At 36.3% G+C, this 22,619-nt stretch carries 20 protein-coding genes; 17 read left to right on the top strand and 3 right to left on the bottom strand.

The genetic code is table 11. The features are described from left to right. Window positions 1-69 precede the first annotated feature (69 nt). The 6 genes from HOY35_RS08245 to HOY35_RS08220 all read left to right on the top strand — a co-directional run bounded on the left by HOY35_RS08245 (window position 70) and on the right by HOY35_RS08220 (window position 9,304). Window positions 70-2,394 (top strand): transglycosylase domain-containing protein, encoded by a 2,325-nt coding sequence (locus HOY35_RS08245; RefSeq protein WP_213173266.1) that lies wholly within the window; start codon window positions 70-72, stop codon window positions 2,392-2,394. Between the two features lie 49 nt (window positions 2,395-2,443). Beyond that, on the top strand, window positions 2,444-3,325 hold the full coding sequence (locus HOY35_RS08240) for a hypothetical protein (protein ID WP_172212266.1): 882 nt from the start codon (window positions 2,444-2,446) through the stop codon (window positions 3,323-3,325). 568 nt (window positions 3,326-3,893) lie between these two features. Beyond that, on the top strand, window positions 3,894-4,343 hold the full coding sequence (locus HOY35_RS08235) for a hypothetical protein (protein ID WP_213173265.1): 450 nt from the start codon (window positions 3,894-3,896) through the stop codon (window positions 4,341-4,343). Between the two features lie 48 nt (window positions 4,344-4,391). Beyond that, window positions 4,392-7,754, top strand: a complete 3,363-nt coding sequence (locus tag HOY35_RS08230) for a DEAD/DEAH box helicase (protein ID WP_172212264.1) — start codon at window positions 4,392-4,394, stop codon at window positions 7,752-7,754. Window positions 7,755-7,785: 31 nt separating this feature from the next. Then, the gene (locus HOY35_RS08225; RefSeq protein ID WP_172212262.1) at window positions 7,786-8,511 is read left to right on the top strand and encodes a pseudouridine synthase; all 726 of its coding nucleotides are present in this window, start codon (window positions 7,786-7,788) and stop codon (window positions 8,509-8,511) included. Window positions 8,512-8,617: 106 nt separating this feature from the next. Further along, entirely contained in the window at window positions 8,618-9,304 is a 687-nt protein-coding gene (locus HOY35_RS08220) for a YjjG family noncanonical pyrimidine nucleotidase (protein ID WP_172212260.1), read from the top strand. A 67-nt stretch (window positions 9,305-9,371) separates the two neighbouring features. On the opposite strand, the gene HOY35_RS08215 is transcribed toward HOY35_RS08220, so the two are convergent. After that, window positions 9,372-11,372: a KUP/HAK/KT family potassium transporter gene (locus HOY35_RS08215; protein ID WP_172212258.1), complete on the bottom strand. Its 2,001-nt coding sequence runs from the start codon at window positions 11,370-11,372 to the stop codon at window positions 9,372-9,374. A 266-nt stretch (window positions 11,373-11,638) separates the two neighbouring features. Further along, window positions 11,639-12,145: a GNAT family N-acetyltransferase gene (locus HOY35_RS08210; RefSeq protein WP_172212256.1), complete on the bottom strand. Its 507-nt coding sequence runs from the start codon at window positions 12,143-12,145 to the stop codon at window positions 11,639-11,641. A gap of 148 nt (window positions 12,146-12,293) precedes the next feature. Between HOY35_RS08210 and HOY35_RS08205 the strand changes: the two genes are divergently transcribed. The 4 genes from HOY35_RS08205 (at window position 12,294) to HOY35_RS08190 (ending at window position 14,675) form a co-directional block, all read left to right on the top strand. Then, entirely contained in the window at window positions 12,294-12,560 is a 267-nt protein-coding gene (locus HOY35_RS08205) for an IreB family regulatory phosphoprotein (RefSeq protein ID WP_172212254.1), read from the top strand. Then, on the top strand, window positions 12,560-12,991 hold the full coding sequence (ruvX, locus tag HOY35_RS08200; protein WP_172212252.1) for a Holliday junction resolvase RuvX: 432 nt from the start codon (window positions 12,560-12,562) through the stop codon (window positions 12,989-12,991). Before HOY35_RS08205 ends, ruvX begins: the two co-directional genes overlap by 1 nt. A gap of 40 nt (window positions 12,992-13,031) precedes the next feature. Next, on the top strand, window positions 13,032-13,346 hold the full coding sequence (locus HOY35_RS08195) for a DUF1292 domain-containing protein (RefSeq protein ID WP_349627499.1): 315 nt from the start codon (window positions 13,032-13,034) through the stop codon (window positions 13,344-13,346). A gap of 717 nt (window positions 13,347-14,063) precedes the next feature. Further along, the gene (locus HOY35_RS08190; protein ID WP_172212248.1) at window positions 14,064-14,675 is read left to right on the top strand and encodes a class I SAM-dependent methyltransferase; all 612 of its coding nucleotides are present in this window, start codon (window positions 14,064-14,066) and stop codon (window positions 14,673-14,675) included. Window positions 14,676-14,806: 131 nt separating this feature from the next. On the opposite strand, the gene HOY35_RS08185 is transcribed toward HOY35_RS08190, so the two are convergent. Next, window positions 14,807-15,262 (bottom strand): universal stress protein, encoded by a 456-nt coding sequence (locus HOY35_RS08185; RefSeq protein WP_172212246.1) that lies wholly within the window; start codon window positions 15,260-15,262, stop codon window positions 14,807-14,809. Between the two features lie 362 nt (window positions 15,263-15,624). Between HOY35_RS08185 and HOY35_RS08180 the strand changes: the two genes are divergently transcribed. The 7 genes from HOY35_RS08180 to HOY35_RS08150 all read left to right on the top strand — a co-directional run bounded on the left by HOY35_RS08180 (window position 15,625) and on the right by HOY35_RS08150 (window position 21,598). Then, entirely contained in the window at window positions 15,625-16,629 is a 1,005-nt protein-coding gene (locus HOY35_RS08180; RefSeq protein ID WP_172212244.1) for a uroporphyrinogen decarboxylase family protein, read from the top strand. 22 nt (window positions 16,630-16,651) lie between these two features. After that, entirely contained in the window at window positions 16,652-17,524 is an 873-nt protein-coding gene (locus HOY35_RS08175; RefSeq protein WP_172212242.1) for a transporter substrate-binding domain-containing protein, read from the top strand. Between the two features lie 39 nt (window positions 17,525-17,563). Further along, on the top strand, window positions 17,564-18,436 hold the full coding sequence (locus HOY35_RS08170) for a transporter substrate-binding domain-containing protein (protein ID WP_172212240.1): 873 nt from the start codon (window positions 17,564-17,566) through the stop codon (window positions 18,434-18,436). 25 nt (window positions 18,437-18,461) lie between these two features. Continuing rightward, a complete protein-coding gene (locus HOY35_RS08165; RefSeq protein ID WP_172212238.1) occupies window positions 18,462-19,169 on the top strand; it encodes an amino acid ABC transporter permease in 708 nt (235 codons plus the stop codon). Between the two features lie 4 nt (window positions 19,170-19,173). Then, window positions 19,174-19,956, top strand: a complete 783-nt coding sequence (locus tag HOY35_RS08160; protein ID WP_172212236.1) for an amino acid ABC transporter permease — start codon at window positions 19,174-19,176, stop codon at window positions 19,954-19,956. Next, window positions 19,940-20,671: an amino acid ABC transporter ATP-binding protein gene (locus HOY35_RS08155; protein WP_172212234.1), complete on the top strand. Its 732-nt coding sequence runs from the start codon at window positions 19,940-19,942 to the stop codon at window positions 20,669-20,671. The genes HOY35_RS08160 and HOY35_RS08155 overlap by 17 nt, the downstream gene beginning before the upstream one ends. A gap of 153 nt (window positions 20,672-20,824) precedes the next feature. Further along, window positions 20,825-21,598 carry an SDR family NAD(P)-dependent oxidoreductase gene (locus tag HOY35_RS08150; protein ID WP_172212232.1) on the top strand — a complete coding sequence of 258 codons (774 nt, stop codon included), beginning with the start codon at window positions 20,825-20,827 and terminating at the stop codon, window positions 21,596-21,598. Window positions 21,599-22,619: the final 1,021 nt, after the last annotated feature.

Raw genomic sequence — 22,619 nt, 5'->3', positions numbered from 1 at the left:
TTGACTTTTTGATAATTTTGCTTGATTTTTAAAAATACGTTATAATTATGGGATAAATCCTTAAAGGAGTTGAGTCTACTGAAAAGACAGCGGAAGGATCAGGTTTCAGTTAAGAGTATTATTTTTCGTATTATGAAGTCAGTTATTTATTTTGGCTTTATTATCTTATTTTTTATCGTTGTTTTTGGAGCTGGCATTGGTATTGGCTACTTTAATTCTTTAGTCAGTAAGACGGATTCACTTTCAAAAACCGAGCTATATGATAAAATTAATGATATTTCTGAAATTTCACAGCTTAATTATAGTAATAATCAAGCGGTATCAAAGATTTCTAGTGATTTAATTCGGACCAAAGTATCAAGTGATCAGATTTCGGATAATCTTAAAAATGCGGTGATTTCAACCGAGGACGAGTATTTTAAAGTCCATAAAGGCTATGTGCCCAAGGCAGTTCTTCGTGCAGTTTTGGCAGAAGCATTTGGTGTTGGCAGCTCTTCTGGGGGTTCAACCTTGACCCAGCAATTAGTTAAGCAGCAGATTATAGGTGATTTGCCAACCTTTAAGCGTAAGGCAGAAGAGATTGTTTTGGCAATGCAAATTGAAAAATATTTTACAAAAGATGAAATATTAACCACTTATTTAAATGTTTCACCGTTCGGCAGGAATAATAAGGGTGAAAATATTGCAGGAGTTCAAGAGGCCGCAATCGGTATTTTTGGCGTTTCTGCTAAGGATTTATCGGTTGCGCAGGCTGCATTTATTGCTGGTTTGCCACAAAGTCCTATTTCCTATTCGCCTTATGATGGTAATGGTGCCCTTAAATCCGATGAAGATTTGGCTTTAGGCTTAAAAAGAAAAGATGCAGTCCTTTTTAATATGTATCGAGAAAAGCTACTTACAGAGGCGGAATACCAAGAGGCCAAGTCTGTTGATTTAAAGTCTCAATTCTTAACTCATGAGGCACAATCCTCAGATACTAAGGGTTATCTCTATTATGCTGCTTTAGATGAAGCAACAAAAATTGTTTTGAAACAAATTACAACTGAAGAAAAGGTATCTGATAGTCAGCTTGAAGATCAGACGCTTTATGAACATTATTATTCACTTGCTTCACAACGAATTCGTCAAAGTGGCTATCAAATTACGACAACAGTTGACCAAGGGATTTATGAAGCGATGCAAAATGCCGTCTCTGATTATGGTTATTTAGTTGGTGATGGGATTGAGGTTGGGAATGTTTTACTCAACAATCAAACGGGTGCGATTCTTGGCTTTGTTGGTGGTCGTAATTTTGAGACGAGTCAAGTTAATCATTCAGAAACACAAAGAAATCCCGGCTCTTCAATTAAACCACTGTTAGTATATGGACCAGCAATTGATCAGGGTCTGATTGGCTCAGCATCACTGCTATCCAATTACCCTACAAATTTTAAGAGTAGTGGTGAACCGATTTATCATGACGGTAATAAAGGTACCAATGAGATGATGACACTCCAAACAGCTCTAAATTGGTCTTGGAATATACCTGCCTATTGGACTTACCAAATAATGCAGGAAAAAGGTATGGATGCTTCAAGCTACATGAAGAAAATGAATTTTTCAATTTCTGACTATTCAATTGAGTCCATACCAATGGGTGGTGGTGTAGAAGTTTCTGTCCGTCAGCAAACGAATGGTTTTCAGACCTTTGCTAACTATGGTATTTATAATGAAAATTATATGATTGAAAAGATTACTGACAAGTCTGGTAATGTTATTTATCAGCATCAGTCAAATCCAGTTCAGGTTTTTTCAAAGGCTACTGCTTCAATTATGAATAATCTTTTAAAGGGTGTTTTAAATTCTAATATTACAACACATTTTAAATCTAATCTGCAGTCTATTAATTCAACCTTAGGAAACGCAAATTGGTCTGGTAAAACAGGAACCTCCAATGATTTTAAGGACAGCTGGCTGGTTGTATCAACAAGAGGGGTAACGCTAGGTGGTTGGTCAGGCTATGATGATAACACGGCGATGTCAAGTGCAAGTGGTGAAAATAATTCACTTTATATGTCTTATCTTACCAACGCAATTTATCAGGCAAATCCAGATATTTTTAATATTGCAGATCCAATGGATTATGATTCTAGCGTCGTAAAAAGTACAGTTCTAACATCAACGGGAGAAAAAAATAATGATAAAGGCGTTGATTTGTCAAAAATTGGACGGGGTACAGTAAAGCTTTCCGGTGAAACAACTACTTCCTACTATGCTGTTTCTGGTGGAGCACCTATGACGACCTTCCGTTTTGGCATCGGCGGTTCGGATTCAGATTATCAAAGCGCTTGGACTAAAATAATTGGTGGTAGCTCGTCTTCGAGTAGCACCACTACAAGCTCAAGCAGTGACTAAATATTAGCTTATAATTCTAGCTACAATTTAATTTAATGGAGGCAGCACTTTGACAATCAATGTTACATTTGCAATAACTGAAAAATTACGCAAAGAGCTGAAAATTAGCCCACTGCCTAAAGCTGAATCAAGTGAGCTTCTAGATACGCAGCAAATATTTTTTGCAGTCAATTTTGAATTTATCGAGGCACTTTCACTTTATGTTTTTTCAATTATGAATGAAAGGACAGGTGAATTTCTGATGCTGCCATTTGAATCAATTTCAATTAGTGAAATTCAGAGTGAGCAGGATTTTGGAACTTTATTAATGGATTTGCTATATGATGCTTATGAAAATGGCGGGATTGCCTTCAATCAGAGCTGGTCTGAAGAACTGATGAAGTTTTTTGATAAGAGTCCAGAAAATTTTAGATTTGTTAAGCTACAAAATTATCCAGCCTCATCTCAAATACCAGATCAATATCATTATCCGATTCAACGGTTGACCGGTCTGCATAAATCCTTTAAAGAAAAATTTTTAAAACAGCATCATGAAAATATTAGAACAGACGTCACTAATTTTGTATTTTCGCGTAAGCTCTTACGTTATTTTAAACAGCAGGAGGCTCTGCCACTCCTACCTAGAGATATTCCTGTTCAAACGCTTTTCCAAATAACTTATAAGATTATTCAGGATCGTGTGCATATTTACATTATTAATCCCTTAGATCAGATTATGATTCATTTTGAATTTTCAAAATTTCATAAGCCGTCATTTAATCAGCTTATAGAAATGATTAACGATGCAATAAAAGATGCTATGGCAGGTCACTTGGAGCATGACCATAGCTCTTTTAAAAGCTATCTAAATCATCAAGCAATCCGTTATTTAGATGGCTCAAAATTAGATTTTACAAGCTTTGAAAAGCTAATTCATGATCAAACCTTCTAGGAGGTGGGACAAAAGCGTTTAACGATGAAGAAAATTAGGAAATTTGTCTATTTTCCTGTGGTATTGAAATTGTCGCATTGTCCCTCGTAAATATAAAAGCTTAGTGTGATTGCCTACCAAAATCGAACGGTAAACAATAAATTTTAAGACATATGAAGCTTAACGCTTTAGTGTTCTAGTTGAGTTGTTAAAAAAATTTTATTGTTTCGGTAAATCACACGTGCTAGACAAACAAGGTGCTGAACACGCTTGTTTAGGAAAATGAGCATAGGTCTGAAAAATAACAAAGGTTTGCTTTGCCATTGTCACTTACTCTACGAAAATTTTTGCGATTTTCAAAAAATTGAGGCAGTTAGTGACAAAGGTATGCATTTGAACTTGTTTTTATAAGCGACCAAAGGAAGCTATAAAAACTTAGTTTAATTGTTGCCTGTTTGTTTTTTCAGCTTATGCCGAAATTTCCTAACGTGCGAAGCCTGTAAATTGCGAACAATATGAAAGGGATTAGGACTTTTGTCCCAATCTCTTTTTAGTTGAATCATGTAAAATAGAATAAAAGGAGGCAATGATGAAATTATTTAATCGGCTTAATTTGACTGGTGAGGTGTTGGGCTTTGCAAAACGCTCATTAGTCCTTAAACAAACTAAAAATATCCCTGAAGCATTAAGAAAGCGTTCGGCAAAAATTATTCATACAGCCAGTGCTGCCACAGGAAGTGTTGGTGCAGGATTGGCTCAGCTTCCCGGGACAGATGCTACGGTAATTGTTCCAATTCAGGTTGCTATGGTTTTATCACTCGCTAAAATTTACCAAATTCCTTTAAAAGAGAGCGTTGCTAAGCTTATCGTGACTGAAACCACGGCAACCTTGCTGGGTAGAACGGCCAGTCAATTTTTGGTGGGCTGGATTCCGGGCATTGGTAATGTGGTTAATGCTAGTACGGCTGTCGCGCTGACTGAAACCTTGGGCTGGATTGTGGCGACTGAGTTTGCACAAAAAGCAGATGAAATATGGTAAGGTTAACGTAAGATATTTAACTAATTAGGTAAGAACGAAGGTGAAAAATTGGTCAGAAAAATCCCAGCTTCTGTTAGAAGTAAAGGCCAGCAGATTGTTGATCAAAAAGATAGTATTACAATTGAATCAATTAATCCAAGAAGTAAGTCAGTGATTGCTAAGGTTATAGCAGCTTCACCATATACAGTTGAATTGAGTGAAATTGATCCCTCTTATGATGATTGTAGTTGCGATTTATTTAATCGTTTTGGCTATTGTGAGCATATTGCCGCAGTTGAAATCTTTTTTCGGACATTAAAACTACCGCTCAATCAGCTTTTTGATGTTTCAGAGTATAGTGCTGATACAGAATTAGATTTTGCTTTATTGTCAAAGGAGATAAGAGCAATTGTAGCACTTTATCCACCAGCGATTAAGCTACTCTCAGCAAATTATAGCAGCAGTCAGCATAAGGGCAGCTCGGTCTTTCAGCTAGCGAAACCAGCCTCATCGTCTGATGGGGAACAGTTTTACCAGCAGCTTGGTTTTTTTGAATTAGAATCATTTTTCTATGAAAGCGAGAAGGTTGCTGCTAGCTTTGAGCTGGTAATTCAAAGCGCCCCCTATCAATCATGGGAAAATTCCGAAAGTAATCTGTATATTTCTATGAAAATTGGAAAAGCTGCAGAAAAGAAAAGATATTTAGTGAAGAATTTTCAAAACCTTTTCATAGCAATCGAGCAGCGGCAAACATATAGGGTAACACCTAAAATCAGTTTGAATTTGGGTTGGGATTCCTTTGATTCAATTACCCAAGAGGTGTTGCGTACTTTATTAAATTTTAATACTTATTCATCGTTAGCTAGTCATTCAAATGTTCAAAATAACTTAGAGCGTTATATTTTAGTACCCCCAGCGAATGTTGGAGCTGTTTTAAAGCTATTGCTAAAGCAAGGACACTATAATTTTTCGGAGTCTAGTGCTTTTGATTTCAGAAAAACAGACCAGCATCGTTTAACTTATGAGCATTTATCTACTAAAAACTCACCGATTAAAATGGTATTAACTGAAAATCCAGAGAGCTTTTCTTTATCAATTGAAAATGAGGTAACAGAAACATTATTGGCTTCCAATATTTTGATTTCAGGGCATCATTTTTTTCAGTTATCTGAGGCACAGTCTTTTAGCTATCGACAGCTAAAAAAGGGACTTGACCAATTGAAGAAAAACAAATCCGAAAAACGCTATCAGCTTAATGTTGAATTTCCTATTGATAATTCTATCGTAATTGAATTTTACAAAGATGAGCGGGCAGAGCTATTGGCCATTTTTGAAAACTTTAAAGCGCTTTGTCAATTGACTTTACCAGCTTCTTTGACAATGGCGGATTTTAAACCTTACTTTGAAATTAGTAGAGCAAATCAGCGGCTCATAATTGATTTTGCTTTTATTTATGATGAGCAACGATTTCAAAGCTATCAGTCGCTAGAAAAGGTGAAATTTTTAAGACAACTCAAGGCTGAAAATTTTGTGATTAAGGTGCTTCACCAGCTTGACTACGAAATTACTGGCTTTCAGGGCTTTAAGTCATATCCAAAAAACCAAGCATTACTTGACTTCTTTCAAAAAGAAATTCCTAAGCTTAGGCAATTAGGTCAAGTGATACTATCAGACGAACTGGAGGCCGCCTTTAGCTCTATTTCAAATTTCAAGCATGATATTTTGATTAAACAATCTGATGGCTTGTTTTCGGTTAATTTTGAAATTGATGGTATTGATGAATCAGAGATAGATAGTCTATTATATCAACTAGAGGCTCAGGAAAAATATTTTGAAACACAAGATGGCAGAATTATTTCGTTGGATGACGATGAAATGAATCGTGTTGCAAGTGTACTTAAGAGCTTACGCCAAAAGGCGAAATTAAAAAATGGCTCTTTTGAATTAGCTCGTCACCAGACTGTCTTGGCTCAGGCGCTGCTAAATGAATTTGATGCTGTTCGTTTTGATCGTCAAATTGCTGAAATGGCTTATGATTTAACGCATCCTGAAAGCTTCAAAATGGAATTATCCCCCCAATTAAATGCTGAGCTCAGACCCTATCAAATCAAGGGTATTCAGTTTTTAAGTATGCTAGATTATTATCATTTTGGTGGTATTTTGGCAGATGAGATGGGACTAGGAAAAACCTTACAAACAATCGCCTTTCTGATGACTAGGGTCAGTCTTGATCAGCCTACAGTCATTGTTTGTCCAGCTAGTCTTGTTTATAATTGGCTAGAGGAGTTTAAGCGCTTTGCACCAGGTGTTGAAGTACTTGTCGTTGAAGGTAGTAAAGATGAACGCTTTTTAGCAATTTCAGATACGGCAGAGGTATATATTACAAGCTATCAATCAATGCGGCTAGATATTGAAAGCTATCATTTAAAGACAATAAACTATTTAATATTAGATGAGGCTCAATTTGTTAAAAATAGTCAAACAAAAATTAACCAGTCATTAAGGGCCTTAAAGCCCAATAATGTTTTCGCGTTATCCGGCACACCGATTGAAAATCGCTTGGATGAATTATGGTCAATTATGTCAATTGTCATGCCCGGCTTATTTCCATCCAAGCGTGAATTTAATAAGCTGTCGGCGTTGACAGTTAGTCAGATGGTCTCTCCTTTTATTTTAAGACGAGAAAAGGCAAAGGTGCTTGCTGAATTGCCTGAAAAAATTGAAAAAAACCTATATAGTGAGCTTTCTGAGGCACAAAAGGTTGTTTATTTGGCACAGCTTAAACAGATGCAGATCAAGGTAGAAGGAATGACCTCAGCAACCTTTGTAAAAAATAAGCTTGAGATATTAACCGGTCTGACCCGTTTACGTCAAATTTGTGACTCACCAAAACTGTATTTAGATGATTTTTCGGGCGAAAGTGGTAAAATAGAGCAGCTTAAGGAGCTACTATTGAGAATTAAAGCGAATGGCTCCCGACCACTCATCTTCTCTCAATTTACAACAATGCTTGATTTGGTGGAGTCAGAGCTGAAGCAGCTAAATATCAGCTCGTTTAAGCTTAATGGCAGTGTACCTTCAAAACAACGCTTAGAAATGGTTGATGCTTTTAATGCTGGCGCGCGTGATGTATTCTTGATTTCCCTGAAGGCTGGAGGGACTGGTCTAAATTTAACTGGTGCAGATACGGTTATTTTGCTTGATTTATGGTGGAATCCTGCTGTTGAAGATCAAGCAACTGCCAGAGCGCATCGATTTGGTCAGAAGAATAATGTTGAGGTTTTGCGTTTAATTACCAGAGGAACCATTGAGGAGGAAATTTATCGGCTTCAGGCGCAAAAGCGTGATTTGATTGATCAAGTTTTAAGTGGTACTGCTGAAAAATCGACATTAACCGAAGCAGAAATTCGGGAAATATTAGGCATTAGCTAATATAAATAATAGATCAAAAAGTGAGAGTAAAATGCGAGCAGACCAATTATTGCTTCAATTAAATATCATAAAATACAAAAAAGAGCTGAAAGCGTTAATTCGAGAAAAGAGAATTCAGGTTGATGGTGAAGCCTTGATGAGCATTGGTCAAAATTTGGATCCTAATATTCAAGAAATTTTTTTTGACAATCAGCAGCTAACGGCTGAAATACATCGCTATATCATGCTGAATAAGCCTCTGAGAATCCTTTGTGCGAATCGGGATAATCAATACCCTGTTGTAATGGATTTGCTGAAAGAATATTTAGATACGACTAAGCTTTACACAATTGGTCGGCTAGATTTTTTAACGAGCGGTCTATTATTAATTACCGATAATGGTCCGCTAGGGATTTCAATGTTTCATCCTAAATTTCATGTTAAAAAAAGTTATTTAGTCACAACTAGAGAAAAATTAGAGCTTGAAGATATCGTCCGATTCCGCAGCGGTGTATTGATTGATCACAATACCCCAACACAGCCTGCACGATTAGAATTGCTCGGCTCACACTTGGCAAAGGTGACGATTTCGGAAGGCAAATATCGACAAATACGGAAAATGTTTTTGTCAGTTGGTAAGCAGGTGATTAAGCTAGAACGCATTCAATTTGGTCCATTAACCTTGGATCCATCACTAAGTGCTGGCGAATTTAGACAGTTAAATCAGTTGGAATGCGCCCAGCTAAAACCGTATTTTAAGCCTAGAGCTAAAATTTAACATAAAACATTCGCAATATTATTTTTAGTCTTATATAATGTTAAAAATGGCAGAAACTTTTTGATGAGCATATTATTCATTAAAAAGCGATAGAGGAGTAAATGTATTGAAGAAAATTTTTATAGATATCGATGACACGATTTTAGATTTTAAAAAGGATTCAATTGAAGGCTTAGGCAAGGTTTATCGTCAATATCATATTCCTGTGACAAATGAAACAATTGATGTTTTTAAAGCGGTAAATCAAAGGCTTTGGAAATCCTATGAGCTTGGAGAGCTAGACTCAGAAGCAATTTTTAATCAAAGATTTGGTTTAATTTTTGAACAGTTGGGCTTTGAAATTGATGATATTCGGGAGGTTGATGATTTTTATCGACAAACCCATATTGATGCATATAGTGTTTTACCAAACGCAGAGGCCTTGCTTCAAGCACTCTTTTCAGATTATAAAATTTATGGAGTGAGCAACGGTAAAACCGGTCGCCGTCGACTACATCAAGCACAGCTAAGTCATTTTTTTGATGGTATTTTTTTATCAGAGGACATGGGCTATCAGAAACCACAGCCACAATTTTTTGAATACATTGCGAGTAAAATTCCAAATTACCAAAAGGAGCAAGTGATCATGATAGGTGATACACTGACAAGTGATATTCTTGGTGGTAATCAATACGGCATCCCAACAATATGGTATAATCCTGAAGAATTGGAAAATCATACGGAAATTGTGCCAACACGAGAAGTAAAGCAACTGATGGAAATCCCAGCTGTTTTGATGCAATTGTTTAATTAAAAAATAAAACGCCTAACTTGGCTGGGGTTGAGACAAAAGTCCTACCCCTATCCAAGTTAGGCATTTTTTATTTCTTAATTTCAGTTAAGCTTAAGTTGATTGACGGCTCATCACTGATAAATAAAGGAATTGTTTCGTAAGTTGTATCGCTGTATTCTAAACCAAACCATTTATCTGGTGTTGTTGCAAAGCGTTTGATAAAGAGCTTTGCCTGCATAATTTGACGATTAAATTTAGAAATATTTTGATGATTAGCCAGCTCCTCTTGGATTAAAATATAGCGGAAATCACCGATTTCTCGACCAGGCTTGATTGAATATTTTTGATGCTGAGCCTTTAGACGACCATCAGCAATCAAGGTTTTAACGACGCTTGATAAACAAATTTTAATATCCTGTTTAACCCTAAAGCCGAGAAATAGCTTTACCTTAACAATATAGTCTGTATTCATTGTATCAATCGTATATGCTTTGGTATAAGGCTCATCTGTTACCTCAATGTTAACAAACCAATAGACAACAGCTTTTTTAGGCTGCTTATCTAAAATGGAATAAACGATTCCCTCTTCAACCTCATCACCTTGCATATGCGTGGTTAAGTAAACTAAATTTGTTTGATATAAATCAAAGCTTGGATCGTTACTTAAGCTATTGATTTGTCCTAAATAATCCCTTAAATTGACTGTATTAAGCATATTTTCTTGAATTAGATTCCCTTTTTCCCAGATAGACATAATTGCTAAAATGACAACTGCGATTAAGACTGCTACATAGCCGCCATGGAAAAATTTAGCAAGACTCGAGATAAAGAATATCGTTTCAATGGATAAAAAGAACAGGATAGTCATTATTGAGATCAGCTTAGACCAGCCACGCATTATTAAGAAATAATATAGGAGGATGGTCGTCATCAGCATTGTTACGGTAATTGCTAAACCATAGGCAGATTCCATTTTATGACTTGTTCTAAAGCCGATAACAATCCCGATTGTTAATATCCAGAGTAAGCCGTTAACCATCGGTAAGTACATTTGACCTCTTGAGTTACCAGGATACATAATTTTAAGTCTTGGTAATAAGCGAAGCTTCATCGCTTCTGAGACCAGTGTAAAGGCACCAGTGATTAACGCTTGAGAGGCAATAATGGCTGCGACACTAGCAAAGATAACGCCAAAAAGCATTAAGGCATCTGGAATCATATTAAAAAATGGATTAAATGAATTAATTTCTTGATACTGCGGTAGCTCCTTTGCTCTCAGCAGAAAGGCAGCTTGTCCAAAATAACTTAATAGTAATGTTATTTTTATATAAGGCCAGCTCATGTAAATATTATATTTTCCCACATGACCTAAATCAGAATATAATGCTTCTGCACCAGTTGTCGCTAGAAAGACGCTACCTAAAATCATTAGACCAGCTTTGTTCTCTGGGCTAAATAGCAATTCAATTGCATAGTATGGATTAATTGCGCGCAGAACACTTAAATCTGATAGCATATTTGAAAAGCCAATGACACCAATAAAGGTGAACCAGCCCAGCATAATCGGCCCAAAGGCCTTACCAATTTTTTCGGTTCCAAAGCGTTGAATGACAAAGAGAACTGTAATAATCATCAACGTCAATACAATAATCACGTCTTGGCTTGTCCCAAAAACAGAGGTAAAGGCTGGTATATCCTTGAGCCCTTCCATTGCAGTTGTCACAGTCATTGCCGGTGTTAGTACCCCGTCGGCCAGCAAAGCTGAACCGCCTATCATTGCAGGAATAATTAACCATTTTGCATTTTTTCTAACTAAAGTGAATAGTGAAAAAATGCCACCTTCACCATGATTATCGGCTTTTAAAGCAATTAGAACATACTTAAAAGTCGTCAGTAAAGTCATGGTCCACAGCACCAAGGAGACAGCACCAATTAAAAATGCTTCTGAAATATGATTGATGCCACCTTGACCTTCCAAAATGGATTTCATAACATAAAGTGGACTTGTACCAATATCACCATAAACGATACCAGTTGCAACAAGCATACCGCCAAGCGTTGCTTTTGATTGCAGTGTTTCTTTTGACATTTTTTCCTCCAAATGATTATTGCTAACAAAAAGACCAAGAAAATAGTTAGCAATAAACTTATTTTCTTGGTCTGGCAATTCAAGAATGAACCAGTGATAATTCACGGGTTAATGTTGATTCATTCCAGTCGATTGACTGTTGCTACTCCCCAAAGTGAAATGATTATATCAAATGATAGGTAGTTAATCAATCAATTTGGTAATTAATGTTTTATTGTTTGATTTTAAATAATGATATAATTATTTTTATTGATTATTTTAAGTGGTCAAATGAATAATTGATAAGCAAATCTCTTTGATTGGTCACTTATGGTAACAATGCCACAATAAACAAAGCCAGTTGTTTTAATTAGATGTTGCATGATGAGATTATTTGGATGCGTATCGATTCGTATTTCCTTAAAGCCGAGCTGTTTCGCCTGCTCAATTAGACTGGCAAAGGTAGCCTTTGCAACTCCCTTGCCTGTATGCTCGGGATTGGTTGCAATTCGGTGAATTGTTGCATAAGGCTGTTCACTCAGCCAGTGCCCGTCTTTAATTGTATTATAATTTGGGTCTGGTTTGGTATCAAGGACAGCAACACTTAATATTTGGTCCTGGTCGTTGACTAAGATATAGCTAATACCGTCATTAATATCATTTTCAACAATTATTTGATTCGGATAATTATTTTGCCATTGATTAATGCCTTGTTCTGCTAAAAATTTTGAAGCAGCCTGTAAAATCTCTAGGATTTTATCGCTATCCTTGGGTAATGCCTGTATTAATTTCAATTATCTTCTCCTGAATTTTATGACTATATTTTTTATTATTTTATTATTATAGATTAAGATATCACAAAATAGTAGTTGGAATATTTGTCTTTTATGTTTTAATTGATTATACTGGATAAGTAAGAAAGACTGAAAAGGGGGCGACAAGATGTCATTTACAGATGAAACAGTCAGATTTGAATTTGACGATAATAACAAAAAACAAATTAGTGAAACCTTATCCACAGTTTACTTTGCTCTAAATGAAAAAGGCTATAACCCAATCAATCAAATTGTTGGTTATATTCTTTCTGGTGATCCAGCATATATTCCTCGTTATCAAGATGCCCGAAACTTGATTCGCCGTCATGAACGAGATGAGATTGTTGAAGAGCTGGTTAAATTTTATTTAAAAAACCATGGAATTGATGCCTGATGCGTATCATGGGCTTAGATGTCGGCAGTAAGACGGTTGGTGTTGCAGTTAGTGATTTATTAGGCTATACGGCACAGGGTATTGAAATCATTCAAATTGATGAACAAAATGGGAACTTTGGCATGAAGCGTCTAACTCAATTGGTTGAAGAGTATCAGGTGGAACGCTTTGTCTTAGGTCTGCCTAAAAATATGAATAATACGCTTGGACCTCGAGCAGAGGCTTCAAAAGCTTATGGTGAGCGAATTAATCGAAAATTTGGGATTCCAGTTGAGTATCAAGATGAACGCTTGACAACAGTCGAAGCAGAAAGAATGCTGATTGAAGAGGGTAATGTTAGACGTGATAAGCGAAAAAAGGTCATTGATAAGCTTGCAGCCGTCATGATATTACAGAACTATTTGGACAGACAAGGTCGGACAACCCTTTAGTTGTTAATATGAAAATAAGTATTTAAGTGAAAGGATGACAATAATGACTGAACACAATCATGACCATGAAAATGAAGAACGTGAATTTATCACTCTAGTCGATGATGAGGGCAATGAATCGTTATTTGAAATTTTATTAACCATTGATGGTATTGAGGAGTATGGTAAAAAGTATGTTTTATTAGTACCGACTGATGTCAGTGATGACGAAGAGGTCGAAATTCAAGCCTATTCGTATACTGAAAATGAGGATGGCACCGAAGGGGACCTACAGCCAATTCCAGAGGAAAGCACTGTTGAATGGGATATGATTGAAGAAGTATTCAATGCCTTTATTGATGAGGAAGCAGAATAAATTGGATTGAAATCCTTCAATTAATAATTATTAATTAACAACTAACAATTATAAAACAGTAGTGACATGTAAAAAGCACTTTGAGGTTAATTGCTCAGAGTGCTTTTTTGTCATGCTGACAGCATTTATGCTGTGATTTTGGTATTGTTTCTCGGAAACAATTCCAAATTCGCACATTAGGTATTGTTTTATTGCTAAAACGGTGTTGTTTCTCGGAAACAATTCCAAATTCGCACATTAGGTATTGTTTTATTGCTAAAACGGTATTGTTTCTCGGAAACAATTCCGAATTCGCACATTATGTGCTGTTTTATTGCTAAAACGGTATTGTTTCTCGGAAACAATACCAAATTCGCACATTATGTGCTGTTTTATTGCTAAAACGGTATTGTTTCTCGGAAACAATACCAAATTCGCACATTATGTGCTGTTTTATTGCTAACACGGTATTGTTTCTCGGAAACAATTCCAAATTCGCACATTATGTGCTGTTTTATTGCTAAAACGGTATTGTTTCTCGGAAACAATACCGAATTCGCACATTATGTGCTGTTTTATTGCTAAAACGGTATTGTTTCTCGGAAACAATACCAAAATCACGCATTTAGTGCTGCTAGCCTGCTAAAAAATCATAATTTCATACTTCAGTCGTATTATAATTATAAGCTAATATTGTATGATTAAGATATTAACGTCAAATAAATTGAGGTATAAAAAATGACGGCAAAAGCTGAATCAAAAATAATGCAATACTTAATAGAGCAATGTAAAAATCCTAGCGGGTTTATTGGTAATTCAATGCTAGATATCTGGAATCGTACCTTTATGACAATGGCTAGATGGGGGCTTAATAACACCAGCTTAAATCGAAGTGATACGATCTTAGAAATAGGCTGTGGTGGCGGTGCATTTATCCACTATCTCATTAAAGAAAGGCTAGTGAATCAGGTATATGGTATTGATATTTCAGAAAGTGCAATTGAAAAAACAAAAAAGCTAAATGAAAAATTTTTAACAAGAGAAATAGCTGAACTGTCGTGTATTTCTGCTGAAAGTATGCAATTTGAGTCAAATAAATTTAATCATATTTTTGCCATACAAACACATATTTATTGGGAAAATATTGAAAAAGTGCTTTTAAATGTCTATCCTTCACTGGTTGAGGGTGGCGAGCTTAATTTGATTTGTGAAAAAGATAAGATTAAGTATCATTTGACAAAATTTAGTGAAAGTGAAGCAATGGAGAGGCTGCTTCGAAATGCCGGATTTGCTAAAGTAGACATTTACGAAACATCCAAGTGGATTCAATATAGGGGCTTGAAGAATTGATATCAGCTTGATTTCAAAAATTATATTGAGTCGTGTTATTAATTAACAATTCTAAAACAGTAGTGACATATAAAAAGCACTTTGAGCTTAACGGCTAAAAGTGCTTTTTGGCATTGCTGATAAATAAGCTACTAGTCCTTATTTCTAACAATTAAGACATCACAAGGTGCATGACGGATGACATATTCAGAAACAGAGCCGATTAGTAAGCGTTCGATGGTATTTAAACCAGTTGCGCCAAGCATAATCAAACCAATATTTTCCTTTTCAGGAATTTTTGTAGCAATTAAAGATTTTGGTGAACCAAATTCAATAATTTTTTTGACATTGGTCACACCAAAGCTTTTAGCACGATCAATATGCTCGTCAAGAATCTTATTAGCCGCTTGAGTCGCTTCATCTGCTAAAGTACCGTCAAAGGAGCTAACAGATTGAAAGGCACGTGTATCTACGATATGAGCGATGATTAAAGCAGTATTATTACGTTTTGCAACATTCATTGCTTTGTTAAAGGCGACATCACTTTCATCAGAACCATCAATTGCGATTAAAATATTTTGATACTCTTGATTTTTGATTGTGGTCATTTTAATCCCTTCTTTCTTTGTTGACTACACCCTTAGTGTAATATTTTTTATCTGAAATAACAACTGATAAGGGCATCTCTCGTTTGAATTAGGTCAATCCAGAGGTGATAAGCAATAACTATCATACTGATAAAATACGATTAATTATCAAAATTTTAGCTATCAAAAATTGACAGCATTAATAATTATCTAAGCTTTAAATAGTTTATCTTTATCAATCAATAGTTTTTCTATAATTTACGTGCTAGTCAAACATTTATATAATCACCTTTATCAGCTAACTTTGAATTTCATAATCAATTGTTCATCGAAAGATAAGTTTGTTAGATACGTAGTAAAAATTGGGTAAGGAGGGTACAATTTTGTCAGAAAAAAGAAGAATTGTTAGAAGTGTTTTAGAGGGGAAAAAACCGGAGCGAGTACCAGTTGGTTTTTGGTTTCATTTTTTTGAGGATGAGTTAGTAGAAGCTACCAGTAATGAAGCTTTGATTGCAAGGAATGTTGAGGGACACCGGGCATTTATTGAGGCTTTCAATCCTGATTTTATTAAATTGATGAGTGATGGCTATTTTAATTATCCCAATCCAATTATTTCATTAACGGCAACAGAAGATGAATTAGGTGCGATTCAATCAATTGGAGCAAATCACCCTTGGATTGAAGAACAGATTACGCTGGTGAAACGTCAAAGGGCTCAATTTAAAGAGGATATTTACTCATTTTATAATATTTTTTCACCAGTAACCTATTTGAAATTTCTCTTAGGTGGTGATGCGCAGTTTGTTGAATTTGTGAATTCATATTCAGCAGCAACAATTAATCATGTTCTAGCGATTGTTGCGAATGATATTGCCGTGCTTTCAGCTAGAGTTATTCAAGAGGCAGGGGCTGATGGTATTTATTTCAGTACCCAAAATATTAGAAGCATTATAGAAACCGAGATTTTTGAAAATATTGTTAAGCCTAATGATTTAATTGTCTTAAATGCTGCTAATGAGGCAGGTGGTATTAATATCTTGCATATTTGTGGCTACGAAGGTGCAAAGAATCGCTTGGCAGATTTTGTTGCCTATCCAGCTCAGATTGTCAATTGGGCGACGGCTGTTGAAAAGGTTTCTCTGGTTGAGGGACATCAATTATTTCCCGACAAGGTTGTTTTAGGTGGCTTTGGTAATACGACTGAAGATTTGATTTTTGCTGGTACTCAGGCGGCAATTCAAAATGAGACGGAAAAAATAATCGATTCATTTAGTGCTAGTCCTTCGTTATTAATTGGAGCGGATTGTACTGTACCTAGAGAAACGCCGCTAGAGCATTTGGAGTGGGTAAGACAAGCTGCAATTAATCAATCTGCTATTGTTGAGTAAAAGCTAGAAACTGGAGCGTTATATGAGTCAAAAGAAAAGAATTATTATTGGGGGAACGATTGCTATCATTGCAATTGGTGGGATTATTGCGATTCGTTCATTACAAGCCTCAAAAAATGCCACTGCAGCTAGCTCTGAAAAAGTGACTGTTTTACAGGTTGCGCATACGCAAAATTATAAGCCGTATGATTACGTGGACGTGAATGGTAAATCAAGTGGCTTTGAGGTAGACGTTTTAAAAGCAGTAGATAAAAAACTGAAAAATTATAAATTTGAATATCATCCAACTAGTGATGAGGATTTATTGGTTGGTTTAGAATCAGGTAAGTATGATATTGGTACAAAGGGTGCATGGAAAACGCCGGAACGTGAAGAAAAATTCATTATTCCAGAGGAAAAAATTTCAGCTTCAGTGATTGGTATTACAATAAGAGCTGAGGATAAGACCAAATATAGTAGCTTGGCATCATTTGCCAAGGCAGGCGGTAAGCTAATTCCAATTAGTCCGCAAAGCGCACAGTATCAGGTGATTGAGGATTTTAATACGGCACATCCTGACACACCAATCGCACTTGAAGCAGCAGAGCAATTTACGATTAGTGATGCTTATGCTTGGGTTTTAGAAAAACGCTATGATGCTTTTTTTGATATTAAACTGAGCTTTGACGATTCGGTCTTAGCTAAAGACGGTCCATACCATCAATATGTTGATCAATTAAGCTATATACCGTATAAAGGGATTCCAACGTATCCTTTGATTCATAAAGATAAAACGAATGAAAAATTTGCCAAGGCGTATAATCAGGCAGTTAAAGCACTAGAAGATGATGGTACTTTAGAAAAGCTGTCAAATAAATATTTTGGCGAAAATGTTTTTTCATATATTTCAGAGTAGATTATTAATAAAAATGTTAAAAAAAAAGGAGTAATTATAATGGGGAAAAATTATAAAATTATTGGTGGTGCTATCGCTGCTGTCGTAATCATTGGCGGTGTGGTTTTGATTCGTGGCTTGCAGCAGGATAAAAAGGCCGATGCAGAAACAACAAATAAGGTAACGATTTTGCAGGTTGCCCATACACAAAATTACAAACCGTATGATTATGTGAATGAGGCTGGAGAATCTGATGGCTTTGAGGTCCAAGTTTTAAAGGCAGTTGATAAAAAACTGAAAAATTATAAATTTGAATACAATCCAACCAGCGATGAGGATTTATTGGTTGGTTTAGAGTCAGGAAAGTATGATATCGGTACGAAAGGCGCATGGAAAACGGCGGAGCGTGAAGAAAAATTCATTATTCCTGAAGAAAAAATAGCGGCTTCTGTCATTGGTTTAACCTTCCGAAAGGCCGATGCGGCAAAATATACCAGCTTAGAGGCTTTTGCTAAGGCAGGCGGTCGTTTAGTGCCAATTAGCCCGCAAAATGCACAATATCAGGTCATTGAAGAATTTAATCAGAAAAATCCAGCAACACCAATTAATTTGGCGGCCTCAGAACAATTTACGATCAGTGATGCTTATGCTTGGGTACTTGAGAATCGCTATGATGGCTTTTTCGATATTAAATTAAGCTTTGATAATTCAGTTTTAGCTGAAGCTGGTCCATATCATCAATATGTTAATGACTTGAGTTATATACCTTACAAAGGTATTCCAACTTATCCGATTATTCATAAAGATGAAGCGAATGAGGAATTTGCTAAGGCATATGATCAGGCAGTTAAAGAGTTAGCTGAAGATGGCACCTTGAAAAAGCTCTCAATTAAATACTTTGGTGAAGATGTCTTCTCATATATTCAAGAATAATAATTAAAAGAGGTGTTGAATAAATATGATTCCATTCAATTCGCAAAAAGTCATAGAAGCTTTGCCGAATATTATATCAAAACTACCTCAAACGGTCGAAATTGTTTTTTTCACTTTTTTATTGGGCTCTGCACTTGGCTTTTTATTAGCCCGCTGGAGTCTGGCGGAAGATACTTTACGCCAGTTAATTGCTGATAAGTATATTCAAATCATGCGGTGCACACCGCCAATTGTTCTGATTTTCTTAGTTTTTTATACGTTGCCAAAAGTGATAGAAATATTACTTTTGGTAAATATTAATGGCTGGTATAAAGGTATTTTTGTGATTGCCGCTTTAACCTTATTATTTTCTGCCAATATTGCGGTCACCTTCAAAGCCGCTTATCTAGCAGTACCAAAGGGGCAGACAGAAGCAGGCCTAGCAAGTGGGCTCACAGAAACCAGAACTTTTATTAGAATTATTTTACCACAGGCAACGACGATCGCATTGCCAAACATTGCGAATAACCTTTTAGTATTGTTAAAAGAAGGTACCTTAGCATACATGATTGGTTATGTTGATATTATGGGTGAAGCACAAAATATTATTTCAAGAAATTTAGGTAATTACGGCTTAGAAACCTATGTCGCCGTGACTCTCGTTTATTGGGGAGTTGCCTTGGTAATTGAAGGTGGCAGTTTTCAAATTGAACGCATTTTAAGTAAGCATCAGGCTCGAAGATTGGGGGCGTAATCTTGTGAATTTTCAATATATTTTAGCAACCTTTATTGAAGCATTAAAGGGCGTGCCAACCACGCTACTGATTAGTTTTTTTGCATTACTCGCTTCTTTGCCACTTGGTTTATTGTTAGCAATATTTCGTCTTAAAAAAATTCCGATATTAAGTCAATTTGCGAGGCTATATACCTTAATCATTCGTGGAACGCCGTTAATCTTATTGATATTAATGTTTTACAGCTTTTTTCCAAGCTTTCTAAATGCCTTTTTCAAAGAAAATGGTATCGGCATTGATATTTTTAAGGTAAATCCTTTATTTTACGCCTGTATCGTATTTCTTTTGGTTAGCACGGCTTCTGCGGCAGAAATTTTTCGCTCAGGCTTATCTGCAATTGATAGCGGTCAGTTTGAGGCAGGCTATGCCGTAGGGCTATCTAGCTTTCATATCTATCGACGGATTATTCTGCCACAGGTATTTGTAAGTGCTTTGCCTAATATTTGTAATCTGGCGATTACCTTGGTTAAGGGTACTTCTTTAGTTTTTGTCATGACTGTAAAGGATATTACGGCAATTGCTAAAATTCAAGCAAGCTATGGTTATAATTATGCGGAAAGCTATCTTGTTATTTTTGTGATTTATATTATAATCTGCAGTTTAATTCAATTTATCTTTAAGAAAATTGAGCAGCATTTAGCAATTAATCGTCAGACTATTAAAGTGGCTTCAATCGAGGAGGGTCAGCTTGCAGCTCAATCAGTTTCAGGAAAAGGGAAGGGATGGCTAAATGTTAAATATCCGTAAACTCCATAAGCAATTCGGTGATTTAGAGGTTTTAAAGGGTGTTGATTTATCAGTTAAGCAGGGCGATGTCGTGGTTATTTTAGGGCCTAGTGGCTCTGGCAAGACAACCCTGCTCCGAAGCATTAATTTTCTGGAGCATGCCGATCAAGGTGAAATTGAATTATCTGGTCAACAGCTTGATGTGGCTAAGGCAACTAAAAATCAAATTCATCAAATTCGCCAAGCGACAGGCTTTGTTTTTCAAAATTACAATCTTTTTGCTAATAAAACGGCACGGGAAAATATTACGGAAGGCTTAATTTATGGTCAAAAGCTATCTAAAACTGAAGCAAATCAAATTGCCGATGAGGTTTTAGATAAGGTTGGTCTATCACAGTTTAAGGACTACTATCCGAGCCAGCTATCCGGTGGTCAGCAGCAGCGTGTTGGGATTGCTCGAGCAATTGCAGCCAAGCCAAAGGTCTTGTTATTTGATGAGCCAACCTCGGCCTTAGATCCGGAATTGGTTGGTGATGTTTTAAATATTATGAAGGAGCTTGCCTTAGAAGGAAAAACGATGGTTGTTGTAACCCATGAAATGAGCTTTGCCAAGGAGGTGGCCAGTGAGGTTGTCTTTATGGATGGTGGTGTAGTGGTCGAAAAAGGGACGCCAGAGCAGATTTTTGAACAGCCTAATGAAGAACGAACTCAGCAATTTTTGGCACGAATTATTTAATTTAGTTAGATTAAAGGGCAGTTGAGGTAACTTTTTTAACAGGAAAAAGGTTATACTGACTGCTCATCTTTTATTGTTTTCAATAAATATGTCATACTATGACTATTGCTTGAGTTGAGCTGCTTTATGATAAGCTAAAGGAGGAATTAAAGGATGGCAGATAAGCGATTTGAAGGTAGAAATGTACTGGTAACAGGTGGTTCGAGAGGCATTGGCTTAGCAATTACTAAGTTGCTATTGAAATCTGGTGCAAATGTTGTTTTTACGGCGACCAATGAAAATAGCTTGGCAAAAGCAGAAAGCGCCATAGCTGAGGCTGGCTTGCCAAAGGCCTTTGGCATAATATTAGATTTGAATGAGCTGAAGACTGGTGAAGCGCTATTTGAAACTGCATCTGTTATATTAGCTGGACAATCTATTGATATTTTGATTAATAATGCAGGCATTGGTGCGAACCACTCGTTAGCAGAAATTGAACTGAGTGAAATTCAGCGCATCTTTCAAGTGAATTTAACAGCACCAATCTTATTGTCTCAGGCATTTGCTAAACAGTATCAAGCTCGGACTAATGAGCTGGGCAGTATCATTAATATCAGTTCGATTGCTTCACGTTATGATGATGCGACCAATTTAGTTTACGGCATTAGTAAATCCGGCGTCAATAAATTGACTAAAAATTTAGCAAAAAATCTAGGAAAAAGCGGTATTCGGGTTAATGCAATTCTACCTGGTAGTATTGAAACAGATATGACGCGTGAAAAGTATAGTAATCCAGCCGTTTATCAGGCCTTGGTTGAGAGATTGCCGTTGTCGCGCCGTGGTAAAGGTCAGGACATTGCGAAGCTTGTCTGTTTTCTCGCGAGTGACGATGCGAGCTATATCACAGGTCAATTAATTGCCGTTGACGGTGGCTGGCTGCTGCAATAAATCATTTTAAAAAAACAATCAGGTAATTTTAATTACCTGATTGTTTCAGAATGTAGACAAAGCATACTCTAAAAGTATACTTTGTCTATTTTTTGCGTTGGTCAAGACTGCTTTGGATGTTGTAGTTTTATTATGAATTTGGTATTGTTTCCGAGAAACAATTCCAAATTCACCATTTAGATGCTAATTTATTGCGAAACCGGTATTGTTTCCGAGAAACAATACCAAATTCACCATTTAGGTGTCGATTTATTGTGAAACCGGTATTGTTTCCGAGAAACAATTCCAAATTCACCATTTAGATGCTGATTTATTGCGAAACCGGTATTGTTTCCGAGAAACAATGCCAAATTCACCATCTAGGTGTCGATTTATTGTGAAACCGGTATTGTTTCCGAGAAACAATACCAAATTCACCATTTAGGTGTCGATTTATTGTGAAACCGGTATTGTTTCCGAGAAACAATACCAAATTCACCATTTAGGTGTCGATTTATTGTGAAACCGGTATTGTTTCCGAGAAACAATTCCAAATTCACCATTTAGATGCTAATTTATTGCGAAACCGGTATTGTTTCCGAGAAACAATACCAAATTCACCATTTAGATGCTGATTTATTGCGAAACCGGTATTGTTTCCGGGAAACAATACCAAATTCACGTGAAAGGTGCTATTTTTAAGCGAATAACCCAATCTTTCTCGGAAAGCACGGGCAAACCGTCAAAATATCTTAGAATTGCTGCAGATAATCTAATCTTTCTCGGACAGAATGCAAAATTCACGTCCGATTTCATCTTAATATTTGTTGCTTTCTGATGAGTTTTATATTAAAATTTAATTAGTTTATTAAAATTAATTTTAATTTAATTTCTAAAAAGACTTGACAGGAGGGGTGACGATGCTTAGACTTGGACGACACGACACGACACGACACGACACGACACGACACGACACGACACGACACGACACGACACGACACGACACGACACGACACGACACGACACGACACGACACGACACG

This window comes from Enterococcus sp. MMGLQ5-1, from assembly GCF_013155265.1.
Classification (GTDB): Bacteria; Bacillota; Bacilli; order Lactobacillales; family Streptococcaceae; genus MMGLQ5-1.
Note: the sequence above shows the minus strand (reverse complement) of the source record. Positions and strands in the feature narration are given on the sequence as shown.